Raw genomic sequence first — 16,671 nt, 5'->3', positions numbered from 1 at the left:
TATTTCATTCGATGTTGACTGATGTGTTTACTCAGCCCAGAAAACCGCTGCGGGCCAGCAATGACATACTGATCTCTGTGGCTTCCGGTTGCGCTGCTTTTTCTCCGAGCATCAAACGCTCCAGATACCGGGAAATCACATCCACTTCCAGATTGACTTTCCGGCCCGGCTGGAAATCATCCATGGTCGTTTCCGATGCCGTGTGCGGTACTATCGTGAGCTTAAACTCGGCACCACGAATGGCATTCACCGTCAGGCTGATCCCATCCACGGTTACCGAGCCTTTCTCGGCAATGTATTTCGCCAGATGATCCGGCGCTTTAATCCAGAACTCAATGGCGCGGCCAGTCAGGGTGCGGGAGATAATTTCTCCGGTCTCATCCACATGACCCGAGACAATATGACCGCCAAATCGCGTGGTCGGCAGCATCGCCTTTTCCAGATTCACTTTCTGGCCGGGTTGATAATCGCGAAAGGCTGTCCGGTTCAGAGTTTCAACCGAGACATCTGCCACATAGCCTTTCCCGGTCAGGGCAACCACAGTCAGACACACGCCATTGGTCGCAATACTGTCACCCAGTTTGACGTCAGAGAGATCCAATTTGCCGCTTTCCACGGTCACGGATACATCCTGTCCTTTCGCCGTCAGCGCCTGAATGCGGCCAACGGCTTCAATAATTCCTGTAAACATTTTTCTATGATTCCTTGGTTGCAGTCGGGACAATCGTCGCACGAATCCGAATGTCCTGCCCGACCTGCCGCACGTCGTTGAGCACCAGTTCAGGGACTTGCGACATGGCCGTCATCGCCTGCAAATCAATTAAACTCCGGCTGCCGCTGCCCATCAGCTTGGGTGCCTGATACAACAGCAGTTCATCCACCAGACCCGCATGAATCAAACCGCCAGCCAGAGAGGCACCGGCTTCCACCCAAAGATGGTTGATGTCTTGCTGCGCTAAGGCGTGCATCAATGCCGATAAGTCTAGCTGACCCTGCTCATCCAGCGGGATCTCCAGTTGTTCAACGTGCGACGGCCAGTGCTGTTCGTCGGCTTTTGCTCTGGCAAGGATAATCCTGCCGGGCAGCGAGAACAAACGCTGAGACGGGGATAAACGATTCTGACTGTCGATGATGACCCGGACCGGCTGGCGCAGCTCAGAAAGCGGATACTCAGCCTGGACCGACTCGCCCAGCTCTTCCCAGCGCACATTCAGCGACGGATCATCAGCCAGCACAGTCGCACTAGTCGACAAAATCGCGCCGGCCTGCGCCCGAAACCGCTGTACATCCGCACGGGCTTGCGGCCCTGTAATCCATTGGCTGACACCGTTGGCCAGCGCCGTCTTTCCGTCCAGACTGGCTGCGAGCTTCAGCTGAACATAAGGACGGCCGGTTTTCATCCGGCAGATAAATCCGGGATTCAGGGCCAGTGCATCAGCTTCCAGCAAACCGGTTTCTACCTGAATCCCAGCGCTTTTCAGCATCTCAACGCCCCGTCCGGCAACCTTGGGATTCGGATCGACCATGGCGCACACCACACGGGCAACACCGGCCTGAATCAGTGCCTCGGCACAAGGTGGAGTCCGGCCATAATGGGAACAGGGTTCCAGCGTGACATAAGCGGTTGCGCCAGCAGCGTGATCGCCTGCGGCACGCAGTGCAAACACTTCAGCATGTGGCTGACCGGCACGATAATGGAAGCCTTCCCCGAGAATGGTGTCATGTTTGGCAATCACACAGCCCACGTTCGGGTTTGGGGCGGTGGTAAAACGGCCACGCTTGGCCAGACTGAGTGCCCGGCGCATCATGGCGTGATCGGTTGGCGTAAACATCTTGATTTATTTTTCCAGCTTAGCGATGGCTTCGCCAAATTCTCGAAGATCTTCAAACGAGCGGTAAACCGACGCAAAGCGGATATAAGCCACTTTATCGAGTTCAATTAACGCATCCATGACCAGATTGCCGATCATGTCGGTTTTCACTTCACGCTCACCGGTCGCACGCAGGCGGGATTTGATCGTATTAATCGCGCGCTCAATATCATCCGCACTGACCGGGCGTTTCTCTAACGCACGCTCGATCCCGCCACGGAGTTTATCTTCATGAAAGGGTTCACGGCTGCCGTTGGTTTTGATGACATGCGGCATCACCAGCTCGGCGGTTTCAAAGGTCGTATAGCGCTCACTGCACGCCAGACACTGGCGACGACGGCGAACCTGATGACCATCCGCAACCAGACGGGAATCGATGACTTTGGTGTCGTTCGCACCACAAAACGGACAATGCATCTTGCCTCCTCAATTTCGTCGAATCAGTGTAACCCAAATCAACCGCCTTGAGAGACCTGGAACCAAATTTTTTATCGACAAAAAAACGGCATCCTGTGGATGCCGTCTCGCCATCAGCGCGATATTCGCTGAGAAAATCTGTGTCGTGCCAACTTATGCGTAAACCGGCAGACGCTGACAGATTTCCAGAACTTTCGCTTTGGTCGCTTCAATCACCTGAGGATTGTCGATGTTATCCAGCACGTCGCAGATCCAGTCTGCCAGTGCTTTTGCATCTTCAGTGGTGAAACCACGACGGGTGATCGCTGGCGTACCGATACGAATACCAGACGTCACAAACGGGCTGCGCGGATCGTTCGGCACACTGTTTTTGTTCACAGTGATGTTTGCGGCACCCAGCGCTGCATCAGCATCTTTACCTGTGATGTTCTTGTCGATCAGGTCTACCAGGAACAGGTGGTTTTCAGTCCCGCCAGATACGATCTTATAACCGCGCTCCAGGAACTGACCTACCATGGCTTTCGCGTTGTCCACTACGCGCTGCTGGTAAGCTTTGAATTCCGGCTCCATGGCTTCTTTGAACGCCACAGCTTTTGCCGCAATCACGTGCATCAGCGGGCCACCCTGACCGCCAGGGAAAACTGCTGAGTTCAGCTTCTTGTACAGGTCTTCACCCGCATTCGACAGAATCAGGCCACCACGTGGGCCAGCCAGCGTTTTGTGCGTGGTGGTGGTTACCACATGTGCGTGTGGAACCGGGTTCGGATACACACCCGCAGCAACCAGACCGGCAACGTGCGCCATATCCACAAAGAAGTAAGCACCGACTTTGTCTGCAATGTCACGCATGCGCTTCCAGTCAACGATCTGAGAGTAAGCAGAGAAACCACCGATGATCATTTTCGGCTTGTGCTCCAGTGCCAGTGCTTCGACTTCTGCGTAGTCAATCTGGCCGGCTTCATCAATACCGTAAGGAATAATGTTGTACAGCTTACCGGAAAAGTTCACCGGTGAACCGTGAGTCAGGTGACCGCCGTGTGCCAGGCTCATCCCCAGCACGGTATCGCCTGCGTTCAGCAGCGCCATGTAAACCGCACTGTTCGCCTGAGAACCCGAGTGTGGCTGTACGTTCGCGTATTCAGCACCAAACAGTGCACAAGCACGGTCGATCGCCAGTTGCTCTGCTTTGTCGACATATTCACAACCACCGTAGTAACGCTTGCCCGGATAACCTTCAGCGTACTTATTCGTCAGTTGGGAACCCTGTGCTTCCATCACCCGTGGGCTGGTGTAGTTTTCAGAAGCAATCAGTTCAATGTGCTCTTCCTGACGGGCCGTTTCTTCCTGAATAGCAGCAAACAATTCCGCATCATAATCGGCAATATTCATGTCACGCTTTAGCATCAGTCTCTCCTGACTCAGATAGTTCTCAAAATCGTTCACCTAAGTATCTGACAGCGTCAGACGCTTAGGTGAACGTGGAATATTTTGCATTTTTCCCGATTTGCGCTAAAAAGACAACCCCAGTCACCACGGGAACGCAAACGTTTTCGTCACATCGTTTAATCAGGGCGTATTTTAACGAAATTGCGCCTTCGCAGATAGCCCCTGATCCGCTTTTTTATCCCCTTTTTTGTGCGTTTTTCTCATTGGGAAGATGAATCTATTTCAAGTTAGCGCAAACTTTCATCAAATCAATTACAGTAAATCTGTGAACGCAACCCTGAATCGAAAATATTAATTTACATCACCGTAAATAATTCACTACAAGTTGTCTTTTCTTTTGTTCAGCGACGGGATTCTTTTTTGCTGGCTGCTCTATATTATATCGCGCGCATTTACCCCTACCCGGCAATATCTGGTCCGTGCAGGGCATCTTTTGGAGGTATCGATTGAAACACCGCGGTCATTCTCGCAAGGAAAACCTAATCGCCATTCTTACGGGCACATTCATCGTCGCACAAGGCGTTTTTTTCTTACAACAGGCACAGTTACTGACAGGCGGCACCACAGGCCTGGCATTGCTGCTCACACATTTTGTAGACTTCAGTTTCGGGCAGCTGTACTTCGTCATGAATATTCCTTTTTACATCATGGCCTGGTTCCGGATGAACCGGAGTTTCGCCCTGACCAGCATTTGCTGTGGCGGACTGGTCTCGCTCATTACGGACAATCTGCATCGTGTGGTGGAAATCAGTCACTTTGATCCGGTGTACTGCGCCGTGATTGGCGGATTACTGATGGGCTTGGGGATGCTGATCCTGTTCAGACACAACACCAGTCTGGGCGGATTTAACGTGCTGGTACTGTTTCTGCAGGAAAAGTTCGGGATTTCAGCAGGGAAACTTCAGATGGGAATCGATATCAGCATTCTGGTGGGCTCATTCTTCCTGATGACGCCAACCATTCTGATGCTGTCTTTACTGGGTGCGGTGATGCTCAATCTGGTCCTGGCAATGAATCATAAGCCGGGGCGGTATAACGACGGCAGAACCCTATCTGATCCTGCCGTCGGGGACAGCTGATTCGTGTGCTTTCCGCTTCGGTTAAGGCACCACCACTGGCTCATGCAGTAAGCCTGCGTGAGCCAGCCTGTCCAGCAAGACATGCCTCGCCTGATGGCGTAAATCACGATCCAGCACATTGATATTGATTGGCAGTGTCAGTTGCTCCCCGCTCTCCTTACGAATCTCCAGCTTCAGCTGGTTTTTCACCACGGACACCTGAGCCACCTGAGCAAATGGAATCCGGTAGCACCCCAGCCAGGGGTTCGGCGTAATGTAGAGCGCATCAGAGGTCACCAGCAGTGCAGTTTTCTTCTTTCCGGCCAGATTCCGGGCAAAAATAATCATCCCGGCCAACAGCGCCAGAATGCCGAACGGCACGCCGACAAACAACAGCAAAACCCCAACCCCCGCCAGTCCGAAAGCCAGTGGATCCTCATCACAAAAGCCAAACTGTGGATGTTCTGGTTTCAGCTCAGACGGTACTTCCTGCAACATGCCAAAACGAATGCGCTGCGCATCACGAAAGTAGCAGATGTGAAAAAACAGGCCAAATGGAAATAAGGCCAGAGTGGCAAACAAGGTCAGACATTTCCCCAGAAATACAGCTCGGTTCAGCAGCCACAAACTCAGCCCCTGCGCCACCACGGCAGCAACCGCATACCCGGGCCACCAGGCCAGGAGAACGGGCAACCCCGGCAGGTTCACGGAAGGATAAAGCGTGATGATGTGTTGATGTGTACTGATGAGCAGTGGCGACAGAACAAACGCCACAACCGTTGCTGCCAGCATGGAGAAAATCAGCCCGCCATAGGTCGACAATGACACGTGATTCATAGTGACTCTCCTTGAAGACAATAAATGAACGATCAGCCGATCCCAGATTTGGAATCACTGAAAAAATAAGCATTTATGGCAATTATGCGGCGGGCAGAATTGAATATTAAATAATCAATTTCACAATAAGAGATCGCTCCATAAACAACAGCCCCGCTCAATCACGGGGCTGTATGGGTGGCCTGGCAGCCGTTGAAGCGATTGGATGGCACCGATCAGATCGCGTCTTCGTCTTCTTCACCGGTACGGATACGAACCACACGTTCAATGTCGAACATGAAGATCTTACCGTCACCAATTTTACCGGTTTGTGCCGTTTCGATAATGGTATCAACGCATTGCTCTGCCACATCATCGCTGACGACAATTTCCAGCTTCACCTTCGGCAGAAAGTCGACCATGTACTCCGCACCACGATACAGCTCGGTATGACCTTTCTGACGTCCAAACCCTTTGACTTCTGACACTGTCATCCCTGTGATTCCCACCTCTGCCAGGGCCTCACGCACATCATCCAGTTTGAATGGCTTAATAATGGCTTCGATTTTTTTCATATCACAATATCCTTTGCTTCGCAGCAGACGTGGGTCGGCAGGTTCAGGTCTGTAGACCGGATACCGACTCGGAAAAGAGCCTCATTATCACCGATTTTTTACTGAAAACTCAACGGCTCATCCTGTTCAACCCGGGAATCCGTACCGTTTTTCTGCGGCACAGACAACAAGGCCGCTGTCTGAAGCAGCGGCCCTGGATGAAAGATGAATCTGTCAGAGCTGACGCTTAGCCCAGATTCTTCCTTGCGTTACGGAACATCCGCATCCACGGACTGTTTTCATTCCAGTCATCCGGATGCCAGGAGTTTGCCACGGTCCGGAAAACACGCTCCGGGTGCGGCATCATAATGGTCACCCGACCATCACGAGTCGTCAGACCGGTGATCCCGTTTGGTGAACCGTTCGGGTTGGCCGGATAATTCTGAGTGACATTGCCGTAGTTATCCAGATAACGCAGTGCCACCGTACCTGACTGCTCAATAGCAGACAGGTGCTCTCCGTTGCGCACTTCCACACGGCCTTCACCATGAGAAACAGCGATTGGCATCCGCGAACCTGCCATGCCATTGAAGAACAACGAATCACTCTGCTGCACTTCAACCAGGCTGAAGCGCGCTTCAAAACGCTCAGATTCATTGCGGACAAAGCGTGGCCACAAATCTGCACCCGGAATCAAATCACGCAGATTCGACATCATCTGACAGCCATTACACACACCCAGTGCGAAAGTGTCTTCACGATGGAAGAAACGCTCGAACTGGTCACGCGCCATGCCGTTAAACAGCACAGACTTCGCCCAGCCCTCACCGGCACCTAAGACGTCACCGTAAGAGAAACCGCCGCAGGCGACCAGACCATTGAAGCCTTCCAGTGCAGTGCGCCCCGACAGAATATCGCTCATGTGAACATCACGGGTATCAAAACCGGCACGGTCAAACGCCGCGGCCATCTCTACATGGGAGTTCACCCCCTGCTCACGCAGAATCGCCATCTTCGGACGCGCACCCGTTGCAATAAACGGTGCTGCGATATCTTCGTTGATATCAAAGCTCAGTTGGGTGTTCAGGCCCGGATCATTGCTGTCCTTCTTGGCTTCAAACTCTTGCAGCGCGCCTGCCGGGTTATCCCGCAGCGCCTGCATCTGGTAGGTCGTTTCCGCCCAGATGGTCCGCAGTTCAGTACGGCTCTGCGCCAGCACCAGATCGTTGCCGTTCCAGATACGAACCACATCTTCGTCGACCACAGTACCAATCACATGGCTGCAATCAGCCAGACCAAATTCTGCCAGCGTCTGCTCAACAGCTGCCAGATCGTCCGTGCGCACCTGCAGCACAGCACCCAGCTCTTCGCTGAACAATGCTGCCAGAACATCGTCGCAGACATCTGTATCCGTTGTATTCAGGTCGACTTCCACACCGGTATGGCCGGCAAACGCCATTTCTGCCAGCGTGACATACAAACCACCGTCACCACGGTCGTGGTAAGCCAGCAGCTTCTCTTCACGAACCAGACGCTGAACCGCGTTGAAGAAACCTTTCAGCAGTTCAGGGTTATCCACATCCGCCGGGCGATCACCCAGTTGTTTATAAACCTGCGCCAGCGCGGTCGCACCCAGACGGTTCTGACCACAGCCCAGGTCAATCAGCAGCAGGCTGGAATCCCCTTTGTCGGTCCGCAGTTGCGGCGTGACTGTTTTACGGACATCTTCCACCCGGCCAAAGGCTGTGATGACCAGAGACAGCGGTGACGTGACTTCTTTTGCTTCACCGTTCTCTTCCCATTTGGTCTTCATAGACATGGAGTCTTTGCCGACCGGAATCGTCAAACCCAGTGCCGGACAGAGTTCTTCACCGACTGCTTTGACCGCTTCATACAAACCCGCATCTTCGCCCGGATGACCCGCCGGAGACATCCAGTTGGCAGACAGTTTGATCCGCTTGAGATCGCCAATGTCTGCACTGGCGATATTGGTCATGGCTTCACCCACTGCCAGACGGGACGATGCTGCGAAATCCAGCAGTGCAACCGGCGTGCGCTCACCCATCGACATGGCTTCACCGTGATAGGTGTCATAGCTGGCCGCGGTCACTGCACAGTTTGCGACAGGCACCTGCCAAGGGCCAACCATCTGATCGCGCGCGACCAGACCGGTCACCGTACGGTCACCAATGGTGATCAGGAAGGTTTTTTCAGCAACAGCCGGCAGACGCAGTACGCGATGAGTTGCTTCGGTCAGATCAATGCCGTCACGGTTCAGCGCCGTGCCCTGCACTTTCTGAGACGTCACGTCACGATGCATTTTCGGCGGCTTACCCAGCAGGATATCCATCGGCATGTCAATCGGCGTGTTGTCGAAATGACTGTCATCCAGCGTCAGGTGGCGCTCTTCTGTTGCTTCACCCACGACGGCATAAGGTGCACGTTCACGCTGACAAATGGCATCAAACACGGCCATCTGCTCCGGTGCAACCGCCAGCACATAACGCTCCTGCGACTCGTTACACCAGATTTCCAGCGGGCTCATGCCCGGCTCGTCATTCGGGACATCACGCAACTGGAACTTCCCGCCGCGTTCACCGTCGTTCACCAGCTCTGGCAATGCATTCGAGATGCCACCAGCGCCCACATCGTGAATGAAGGCAATCGGGTTATCATCGCCCAGCTGCCAGCAGCGGTCGATCACTTCCTGACAGCGACGTTCCATCTCCGGGTTCTCACGCTGTACAGATGCAAAATCCAGATCTTCAGCAGACTGGCCGGATGCCATCGATGATGCCGCACCACCGCCCAGACCGATATTCATGGCCGGGCCACCCAGCACGATCAGCTTGGCACCGACAGGAATTTCTTTCTTCTGAACGTGGTCTTCACGGATATTACCCAGACCACCCGCGATCATGATCGGCTTGTGATAACCGCGAATCTCTTCGCCATTATGCGAGGTGACTTTTTCTTCGTAAGTCCGGAAGTACCCCAACAGGTTCGGACGGCCAAATTCGTTGTTGAATGCAGCGCCGCCCAGCGGGCCTTCCAGCATAATATCCAGTGCAGTGACGATACGGCCAGGCTTACCGAAATCACTTTCCCATGGCTGCTCAAAGCCCGGGACGCGCAGGTTAGACACGGTAAATCCAACCAGACCCGCTTTCGGCTTACCGCCGATACCGGTTGCGCCCTCATCTCGGATTTCACCGCCCGAACCAGTAGATGCGCCAGGCCATGGCGAGATCGCCGTCGGGTGGTTGTGGGTTTCCACTTTCATCAGAATATGCGCAGCTTCCTGATGGTAGTTGTACTGACGGTTTTCTGCGTCCGGGAAGAAACGACCCACCTCAGAACCGACCATCACTGCCGCATTGTCTTTATAAGCCGACAGCACGTAGTCACTGTGTTGTTCGTAAGTGTTTTTGATCATCTTAAACAGCGACTTTTCCTGATCAACCCCGTCGATCGTCCAGTCTGCATTAAAGATTTTGTGCCGGCAGTGCTCAGAGTTTGCCTGCGCAAACATCATCAGCTCGATGTCGTTCGGGTTACGGCCCAGTTTGGTAAAGTTTTCAACCAGATAATCGATTTCATCTTCAGCGAGCGCCAGTCCGAGAGACAGGTTCGCCGCTTCCAGTGCCTTGCGGCCGCCACTGAGGATATCCACACTCTGCACCGGTGCTGGCTCAGCATGGCTGAACAAAGCTTCAGCCTGAGCGAAGTCCTCAAACATGACTTCCATCATCCGGTCGTGCAGCAGGCCTTTCAGCTCGGCCAGTTGCGACGCATTCAGATCAGTTGAAGACGTCACATAGTAGGCTGTACCGCGCTCCAGACGCTTGATCTGTTTCAGGCCACAGTTATGGGCAATGTCTGTCGCTTTCGACGACCAAGGAGAAATAGTGCCTGGACGTGGGGTCACCAGCAGCAGGGTGCCGGCAGGTTCATGTTCGGCAATCGTCGGGCCATAGGTGAGCAGGCTGGTCAGGGTGTCACGTGCTTCGCTGCTCAGTGGCGAAGTCAGTTCTGCAAAGTGTGCGAACTCGGCATAAATGCCCGTGACAGGCAAACCAGATTCTTGACAACGCGCCAGCAGCTTGTTGACACGAAACTCAGACAGTGCGGGTGAACCACGCAAAATTTCCATGTGCGTACGACTCTCGATTAGCAGTTGAATGAAGGTGATATTGGCCTGAACCCCGGCTCGGGAGCCACGTCAATGTCACCTTGTTCTGCACTGTTTTTCTCTCATTTGCCAAAGAGGGAAATGACAACGGGCGCTAGTATAAGGGAAAACGAAGGACGACGTAACACCTGACGCAACCGTTTGCGTTATTTTTTTTCTTTCGCCTGCCAAAACGCAGGTATATTTGACTACCAGCTCAAAATTGAGCAAATTTTCGCCCAGTCTGTGACCAGCAGATAAGATCAACAGGGGCTCTGCTTTGCCCTGAATGCGACCTTTGGTATAAAGAACGACTAATGAAACAGATGAGCATAGATTATTGAGACGAGTAGTTTTATCCGCAGCGTTGCGGCACTGTGCCCTTATCCTACTGACAACATTGATGTTATCGGGTTGCCAGTGGGAAAGTGACACCCGCACGGAGCTGGAGCGGATCCGCGACAGTGGTGTATTGCGCGTCGGGACACTGAACAATCAAATCTCCTATTACATTGGTCCGGATGGCCCGACCGGGCTGGATTATGACCTGGCCCAGCGCTTTGCTGACAAGCTGGGCGTGAAGCTGGAGATGCAGCCCGTGTTTTCACTGTCCGGGCTCTTTCCTGCGCTCACCCGGGGAGATGTCGATATGCTGGCAGCCGGACTGACCATGACGCCAGAGCGTATTCAATCGTTCCGGGCAGCCCCGGCCTATTACTATGCCAGCCAGATTCTGGTGTATAAAAAAGGCCAGTGGCGCCCCCGTGATCTGGAAGATCTGGCTCAGAATAAAGGGACGCTTTCCGTCGTTCGCGGTTCCAGCCACGAGAAAAACCTGCTGGCCATCAAGAAAGAATACCCCACCCTGACCTGGCAGGCTGTCGATGAAATCGACAGTGAAGAGCTGCTGCGTCAGGTTGCCGTCGGGGAAGTGGATTACACCGTGGCCGACTCTGTGGATGTCGCCCTCAGCCAGCGAATTCATCCGGATATCGCCGTTGCCCTGGAACTGACAGAAGATCAGCCGATTGGCTGGTATCTGCATCAGAGCAATGACGATAGCCTGTATGCCCTGCTGATTGAATTTTTTGGTGAACTCAAGCAAAGCGGTGAGCTGGCCAAACTGGAAGAGAAATACTTCGGCCATGTGGATCAGTTCGACTATGTAGACACCCGGGCATTCCTGCGCGCTTTAGAAACAAAGCTCCCACGCTGGGAAGGCATGTTCAAGAAGTACGCGAATGAATTCGACTGGCGCTTGCTGGCAGCGCTTTCCTATCAGGAATCGCACTGGAATCCGCGGGCCGTGTCTCCGACCGGTGTGCGCGGCATGATGATGCTGACACTGCCAACCGCGAAATCTGTGGGCGTTCAGAACCGGCTGGATCCAGACCAGAGCATTCGCGGCGGGACGGAATATCTGAGAAAAATGGTGGCCCGGGTACCGGACAGCATCGAACCTCATGAAAAAGTCTGGTTTGCTCTGGCGTCATACAATGTCGGCTTTGGCCATATGATGGACGCCCGCCGCCTGACCAAAAAGCAGGGCGGGAATCCGGATGCCTGGAGTGATGTGAAACAGCGTCTGCCATTACTGCGCCAGCGTAAATATTATCGCCAGACCCACTATGGCTATGCCCGTGGTGACGAAGCGCTGCTGTATGTGGAGAACATTCGCCGCTACTACCAGAGCATCATTGGCTATGAACAGGCCCACAGCCAGCCGATTCTCGGCGACGGCATTCGTCTGGTCGATGACTGGCAGACCATTACCCCAGTAGATGAAACGGTAAACGAAGCGGAAACCACAGAGCAGGTCCAGTCGGCTCTGAACGAGGTCATCGAAAACACCAAATCCGGCAAGAGTGTCAGCCGGTAAACCAACCTAAAAGAGTGGCAAACGCCACTCTTTTTTCATTCTGGCTGAGATTTTTTCCCAGACGATTCTGCTGGGGGCTCACCGGTTACGGTTTGCTTTTTCAGGGCTTTTTTCTCTGCCCGGCGTCGCTTGAAAAATGCCTGCAGCTGGTGGCGGCACTCGGTCTCCAGCACGCCAGGCTGGCAATCAACATGATGATTGACCCCAGCGTAACTGAGCAGATTCATGACGCTGCCTGCAGCCCCTGTCTTTGGGTCCGGCGCACCATAAACCACCCGGCCAATCCGGCTGTGCACCATGGCAGCGGCACACATCGGGCAGGGTTCCAGCGTGACATAAAGCACCACGTCCAGCAGACGGTAATTGGCACACACTTTACCCGCCTGACGCAAAGCCATCATCTCGGCATGGGCCGTGGCATCATGCTGGCCGATCGATCGGTTCCAGCCTTCACCCACAACTTCACCATTCAGCACAGCGACCGCGCCGACCGGCACTTCGCCTTCTGCTTCCGCTTGGCTGGCCAGTTCAATGGCCCGCTGCATAAAGATTTCATCCTGGCTGTTTAGGTCACTCACTTTAAATCTCTGTCCTGCTTTTCCGAGGTCGGCGATTATAAGCCAAGCACATGCCCCTCACCAGCATCTGTCCCATCATCAGGAGGCAGATCAGCGCATTCTCACCTACTTTATAGAAATAGTTTCATGACTGAAGAGCATAACGATGAAAACCATTCAATCCCGGGCAGCCGTGGCCTGGGGGCCAAATCAGCCCCTGACAATCGAAACCGTCGATGTTGAACTGCCCAAAGCTGGCGAGGTGCTGGTCCGCATTGTCGCATCCGGCGTCTGCCATACCGATGCTTTCACTTTATCCGGCGAAGACCCGGAAGGCATTTTCCCCGCCATTCTGGGCCATGAAGGCGGTGGTATTGTCGAGCAGGTTGGCCCCGGCGTCACCACAGTTCAGGTGGGGGATCATGTCATTCCGCTCTACACGCCGGAATGCGGCGAATGCAAATTCTGCCTGTCCGGCAAAACCAATCTGTGCCAGAAGATACGGGCGACACAGGGACAGGGACTGATGCCCGATGGCACCTCCCGCTTTTCATTCAACGGCGAACCCATTTATCACTACATGGGATGCTCAACCTTTTCGGAATACACGGTTTTACCTGAAATCTCGCTGGCCAAGGTCAATCCCGCCGCGCCACTGGAAGAAATCTGCCTGCTCGGCTGCGGGGTCACCACGGGGATGGGCGCAGTGCTCAATACGGCCAAAGTCCACAAAGGGGATTCCGTTGCTATTTTCGGACTGGGCGGTATTGGCCTGTCTGCCATTATTGGCGCAACCATGGCGGGTGCATCCCGGATCATCGGTATTGATATCAATACGCATAAGTTTGAGCTGGCGAAAAAGCTCGGTGCGACCGACTGCATCAACCCGAATGATTACGATCAACCCATTCAGGAAGTCATCGTCGACCTGACCGATGGCGGCGTCGACTTTTCGTTTGAATGCATCGGCAATGTCAATGTAATGCGGTCTGCCCTGGAATGTTGTCACAAGGGCTGGGGCGAATCAGTGATCATCGGCGTGGCCGGTGCCGGACAGGAAATTTCAACCCGACCCTTCCAACTGGTCACCGGCCGGGTATGGCGCGGCACTGCATTTGGCGGCGTGAAAGGCCGCACCCAGTTACCGGATATCGTCGAGCGCTATCTGAAGGGCGAGTTTGCACTGCATGATTTCATCACGCATACCATGCCGCTCGACGATATCAATCAGGCTTTTGAGCTGATGCATCAGGGCAAGAGTATTCGCTCCGTCATTCATTTTTAGAGGCAGTCATGATTTCGGAACTGGTCAGCAGTAACAAATGCTACGGCGGATGGCATCAGCAGTGGCAGCACACGTCTGAAGATCTGCAGTGCTCCATGCGTTTTGCGATTTTCTTACCGCCACAAACCGAAAACAGCAGCCGGGTGCCTGTCCTTTACTGGCTGTCCGGACTGACCTGCACCGATGAAAATTTCATGCAAAAATCCGGCGCACAACGCATTGCTGCCGACCTCGGCATTGCCATTGTGGCGCCAGACACCAGTCCGCGCGGTGCGGGCGTGCCGGATGATCCCAATCAGGCCTACGATCTTGGCTTGGGTGCAGGGTTCTACGTGAATGCCACCGAGCCGCCCTGGAACCAGCATTATCAGATGTATGACTATGTCGCCGATGAGCTCCCCAGCCTGATTGAGTCGCAGTTTCCGGTCACACAGCAACGGGCGATTGCCGGACATTCAATGGGCGGCCATGGGGCGCTGGTTATTGCGTTACGAAATCCGCAGCGTTACAGCTCGGTGTCGGCTTTCAGTCCGATCAGTCACCCAAGCGACTGTCCCTGGGGCCGGAAAGCCTTTGCCCATTATCTCGGACCGGATGACGGCATGATCTGGCAGCAGTATGATGCCTGCGAATTGCTGGCTCTCAGCACCCCACACCTCCCGGTACTGATCGATCAGGGCACGGCCGATCAATTCCTGAGCGAGCAACTCAAACCGGGCGCGCTCCTCAAGGCCGCAGAACAAGCCGGTTATCCCATCAGTCTGCGGATGCAGCCGGACTATGACCACAGCTATTACTTTATTGCCAGCTTTATCGAAGAACACCTGAGATTTCATGCCCAATGGTTTGATCATTAACGGTTGCAGACGTCACGAAAAAACGCCCGGCAAATGCCGGGCGTCTTCGTAGCCATGAATACATTGAACGTAATCAGAAGCCCAAAGGCAGGCCGAAAGCAAAGAACCCCACCAGCAGCGCTGACCACAGAACCAGGAAGGCCGCAGAGTAAGGCACCATCATGCTGATCACATCACCAAACTTCAGTTCAGGTTTGTACTTCCGCATAAAGGCCAGAATCACCCCTGCATAAGTCATCATCGGCGTGATGATATTGGTGGATGAATCCGCAACCCGGAACGCCGCCGTGACCAGATCCGGCGTCATGTTCGGGTTAACCTGATACAGCATGGGGACAAAAATCGGACCCAGCAGCATCCACTTGGATGTCATGCCACCAACAAAGAGGTTGATAAAGGCCGTGGTCAGAATAAACCCGATAATCAGTGCAATCGGGAAAGACTGCAAACCCAGTGAGCCCAGAAAAGTCGCGCCCAGATAAGTCACATAAGTCCCCAGCCCTGAGTAGCTCAGCATTGCCAGAAAGTTGTAGCAGAAGAAAGTCAGCACCAGAATATAACCCATGGTGTTCATCTGCTTCACCATGGCCTTCACCACGTCCTGCAGCGACTTAAACTTCCGGGTTGTGATGCCGTAGCACAGGCCAACCACCACAAAGACAAAAGAAATCAGCAGAATCACATTGTCCAGATACGGGGTGACTTCGCGTCCGTCAGCATTGGTATATGGAGCCAGCGGCCCCGTTGCCAGCAGATAAACGCCCAGCAGTGCAGCCAGCAGGCCCAGGCCCGCCATCAGCAGTCCTTTCTGTTCCTGAGATGACAGCTGGAAATCATCCAGTTTCAGATCATCCGGCAATTGAAACGCCATGCCCGACAAACGCGGGGCAATAAAGCGGTTGGTGATCCAGCCGCCCACCACAGTCAGCACAATGGTCGACACAAAAATGAAGTAATAGTGCATGGTCGCCGGGTTCAGCGGTTCACCGCTGGCCGTTGTAAACGGAACGCCCTGCGACTCGGCAAAAATGCGTGCGTTGACCCCAAGAATGACATCAGAAGGTGTTGCGGGGATCAGGTTCGCACTGAAACCGGCAGACACGCCAGCAAATGCCGCAGCCATCCCAATCAGCGGGTTCTTTCCCAAACCGGCATACAGCAGGCCTGCCAGCGGAACCAGGACCAGATAGCCCGCATCACTGGCAATCGAGGACATAATCCCCAGAAAAACCACCATGTACGGCAACCAGCGATCGCTGATCCGCAGGCCAATTTTCTTAATCAACGCCGATAGCAGACCGGAATGCTCCGCAATGCCCACAGCCAGCATCACAATCAGAATCACACCCAGTACACCGCGGCCGAACGCCAGCCAGTTCTGCAGCAAAGCGTTATCGAAAAGCCAGCGGACATGCTCTGTTTCCGTCATGCTTTTGATGGTATGCGTCACGCCGTTTCCATCAGCGCCCATGACCTCAAACTGCATACCACCAATCAGACTGGTCAGAACCAGTACAAAAGCGAACAGAAACATGAAGATCACAACCGGATCCGGTATTTTTTGTCCCGCACGTTCTATGAACGCAATCACACCCCGCGAATGCTTCGCCGGATTCAGGGTCTCACTCATAGTTGTACTTCCTTATGAATCGAATGAGTTATGAAAGGGTTTGAGATTACTCGATTGTCATAATTCAGTAAAACTAATATGAGCCGAAAAATCAGCAACAGGCACTGGATTAATAAATAATTACAGAATA

At 53.7% G+C, this 16,671-nt stretch carries 13 protein-coding genes; 4 read left to right on the top strand and 9 right to left on the bottom strand.

What is annotated here, in order from left to right; genetic code table 11:
* Positions 1 to 31: 31 nt before the first annotated feature.
* From KDD30_RS03150 to glyA, 4 genes are all read right to left on the bottom strand, one after another.
* The gene (locus tag KDD30_RS03150; protein WP_211647357.1) at positions 32 to 691 is read right to left on the bottom strand and encodes a riboflavin synthase; all 660 of its coding nucleotides are present in this window, start codon (positions 689 to 691) and stop codon (positions 32 to 34) included.
* Positions 692 to 695: 4 nt separating this feature from the next.
* Positions 696 to 1,832 carry a bifunctional diaminohydroxyphosphoribosylaminopyrimidine deaminase/5-amino-6-(5-phosphoribosylamino)uracil reductase RibD gene (gene ribD, locus KDD30_RS03145; RefSeq protein ID WP_211647356.1) on the bottom strand — a complete coding sequence of 379 codons (1,137 nt, stop codon included), beginning with the start codon at positions 1,830 to 1,832 and terminating at the stop codon, positions 696 to 698.
* A gap of 6 nt (positions 1,833 to 1,838) precedes the next feature.
* Complete coding sequence (gene nrdR, locus KDD30_RS03140; protein WP_211647355.1) at positions 1,839 to 2,288, bottom strand: transcriptional regulator NrdR; 450 nt, start codon at positions 2,286 to 2,288, stop codon at positions 1,839 to 1,841.
* Between the two features lie 153 nt (positions 2,289 to 2,441).
* Positions 2,442 to 3,692: a serine hydroxymethyltransferase gene (glyA, locus tag KDD30_RS03135; protein ID WP_211647354.1), complete on the bottom strand. Its 1,251-nt coding sequence runs from the start codon at positions 3,690 to 3,692 to the stop codon at positions 2,442 to 2,444.
* Between the two features lie 488 nt (positions 3,693 to 4,180).
* Between glyA and KDD30_RS03130 the strand changes: the two genes are divergently transcribed.
* Positions 4,181 to 4,813: a YitT family protein gene (locus tag KDD30_RS03130; RefSeq protein ID WP_211647353.1), complete on the top strand. Its 633-nt coding sequence runs from the start codon at positions 4,181 to 4,183 to the stop codon at positions 4,811 to 4,813.
* 21 nt (positions 4,814 to 4,834) lie between these two features.
* On the opposite strand, the gene KDD30_RS03125 is transcribed toward KDD30_RS03130, so the two are convergent.
* The 3 genes from KDD30_RS03125 to purL form a co-directional block, all read right to left on the bottom strand.
* Positions 4,835 to 5,629: a hypothetical protein gene (locus tag KDD30_RS03125; RefSeq protein ID WP_211647352.1), complete on the bottom strand. Its 795-nt coding sequence runs from the start codon at positions 5,627 to 5,629 to the stop codon at positions 4,835 to 4,837.
* A gap of 215 nt (positions 5,630 to 5,844) precedes the next feature.
* Positions 5,845 to 6,183 (bottom strand): nitrogen regulatory protein P-II, encoded by a 339-nt coding sequence (gene glnB, locus KDD30_RS03120; protein WP_036751576.1) that lies wholly within the window; start codon positions 6,181 to 6,183, stop codon positions 5,845 to 5,847.
* A 226-nt stretch (positions 6,184 to 6,409) separates the two neighbouring features.
* Positions 6,410 to 10,315: a phosphoribosylformylglycinamidine synthase gene (purL, locus tag KDD30_RS03115; protein WP_211647351.1), complete on the bottom strand. Its 3,906-nt coding sequence runs from the start codon at positions 10,313 to 10,315 to the stop codon at positions 6,410 to 6,412.
* A 421-nt stretch (positions 10,316 to 10,736) separates the two neighbouring features.
* Between purL and mltF the strand changes: the two genes are divergently transcribed.
* Positions 10,737 to 12,212 (top strand): membrane-bound lytic murein transglycosylase MltF, encoded by a 1,476-nt coding sequence (gene mltF, locus KDD30_RS03110; protein WP_249199178.1) that lies wholly within the window; start codon positions 10,737 to 10,739, stop codon positions 12,210 to 12,212.
* 35 nt (positions 12,213 to 12,247) lie between these two features.
* Here mltF and tadA read toward each other — a convergent pair whose 3' ends face one another.
* The gene (tadA, locus tag KDD30_RS03105) at positions 12,248 to 12,790 is read right to left on the bottom strand and encodes a tRNA adenosine(34) deaminase TadA (RefSeq protein WP_211647349.1); all 543 of its coding nucleotides are present in this window, start codon (positions 12,788 to 12,790) and stop codon (positions 12,248 to 12,250) included.
* 145 nt (positions 12,791 to 12,935) lie between these two features.
* Here tadA and KDD30_RS03100 point away from each other — a divergent pair, with 145 nt between their 5' ends.
* Positions 12,936 to 14,054, top strand: a complete 1,119-nt coding sequence (locus KDD30_RS03100; protein ID WP_371826063.1) for an S-(hydroxymethyl)glutathione dehydrogenase/class III alcohol dehydrogenase — start codon at positions 12,936 to 12,938, stop codon at positions 14,052 to 14,054.
* 8 nt (positions 14,055 to 14,062) lie between these two features.
* Positions 14,063 to 14,911: an S-formylglutathione hydrolase gene (gene fghA, locus KDD30_RS03095; protein ID WP_211647348.1), complete on the top strand. Its 849-nt coding sequence runs from the start codon at positions 14,063 to 14,065 to the stop codon at positions 14,909 to 14,911.
* Between the two features lie 73 nt (positions 14,912 to 14,984).
* Here the strand turns inward: fghA and KDD30_RS03090 are convergent, their stop codons facing one another.
* Positions 14,985 to 16,541, bottom strand: coding sequence for an AbgT family transporter (locus tag KDD30_RS03090; protein ID WP_211647347.1), 1,557 nt, complete (start codon positions 16,539 to 16,541; stop codon positions 14,985 to 14,987).
* Positions 16,542 to 16,671: the final 130 nt, after the last annotated feature.

The sequence above is a fragment of the Photobacterium sp. GJ3 genome (assembly GCF_018199995.1).
In the GTDB taxonomy this organism is placed as follows: Bacteria; Pseudomonadota; Gammaproteobacteria; order Enterobacterales; family Vibrionaceae; genus Photobacterium.
The sequence above is the reverse complement of the archived record's forward strand: the minus strand, read 5'-3'. Positions and strand labels throughout refer to the sequence as shown.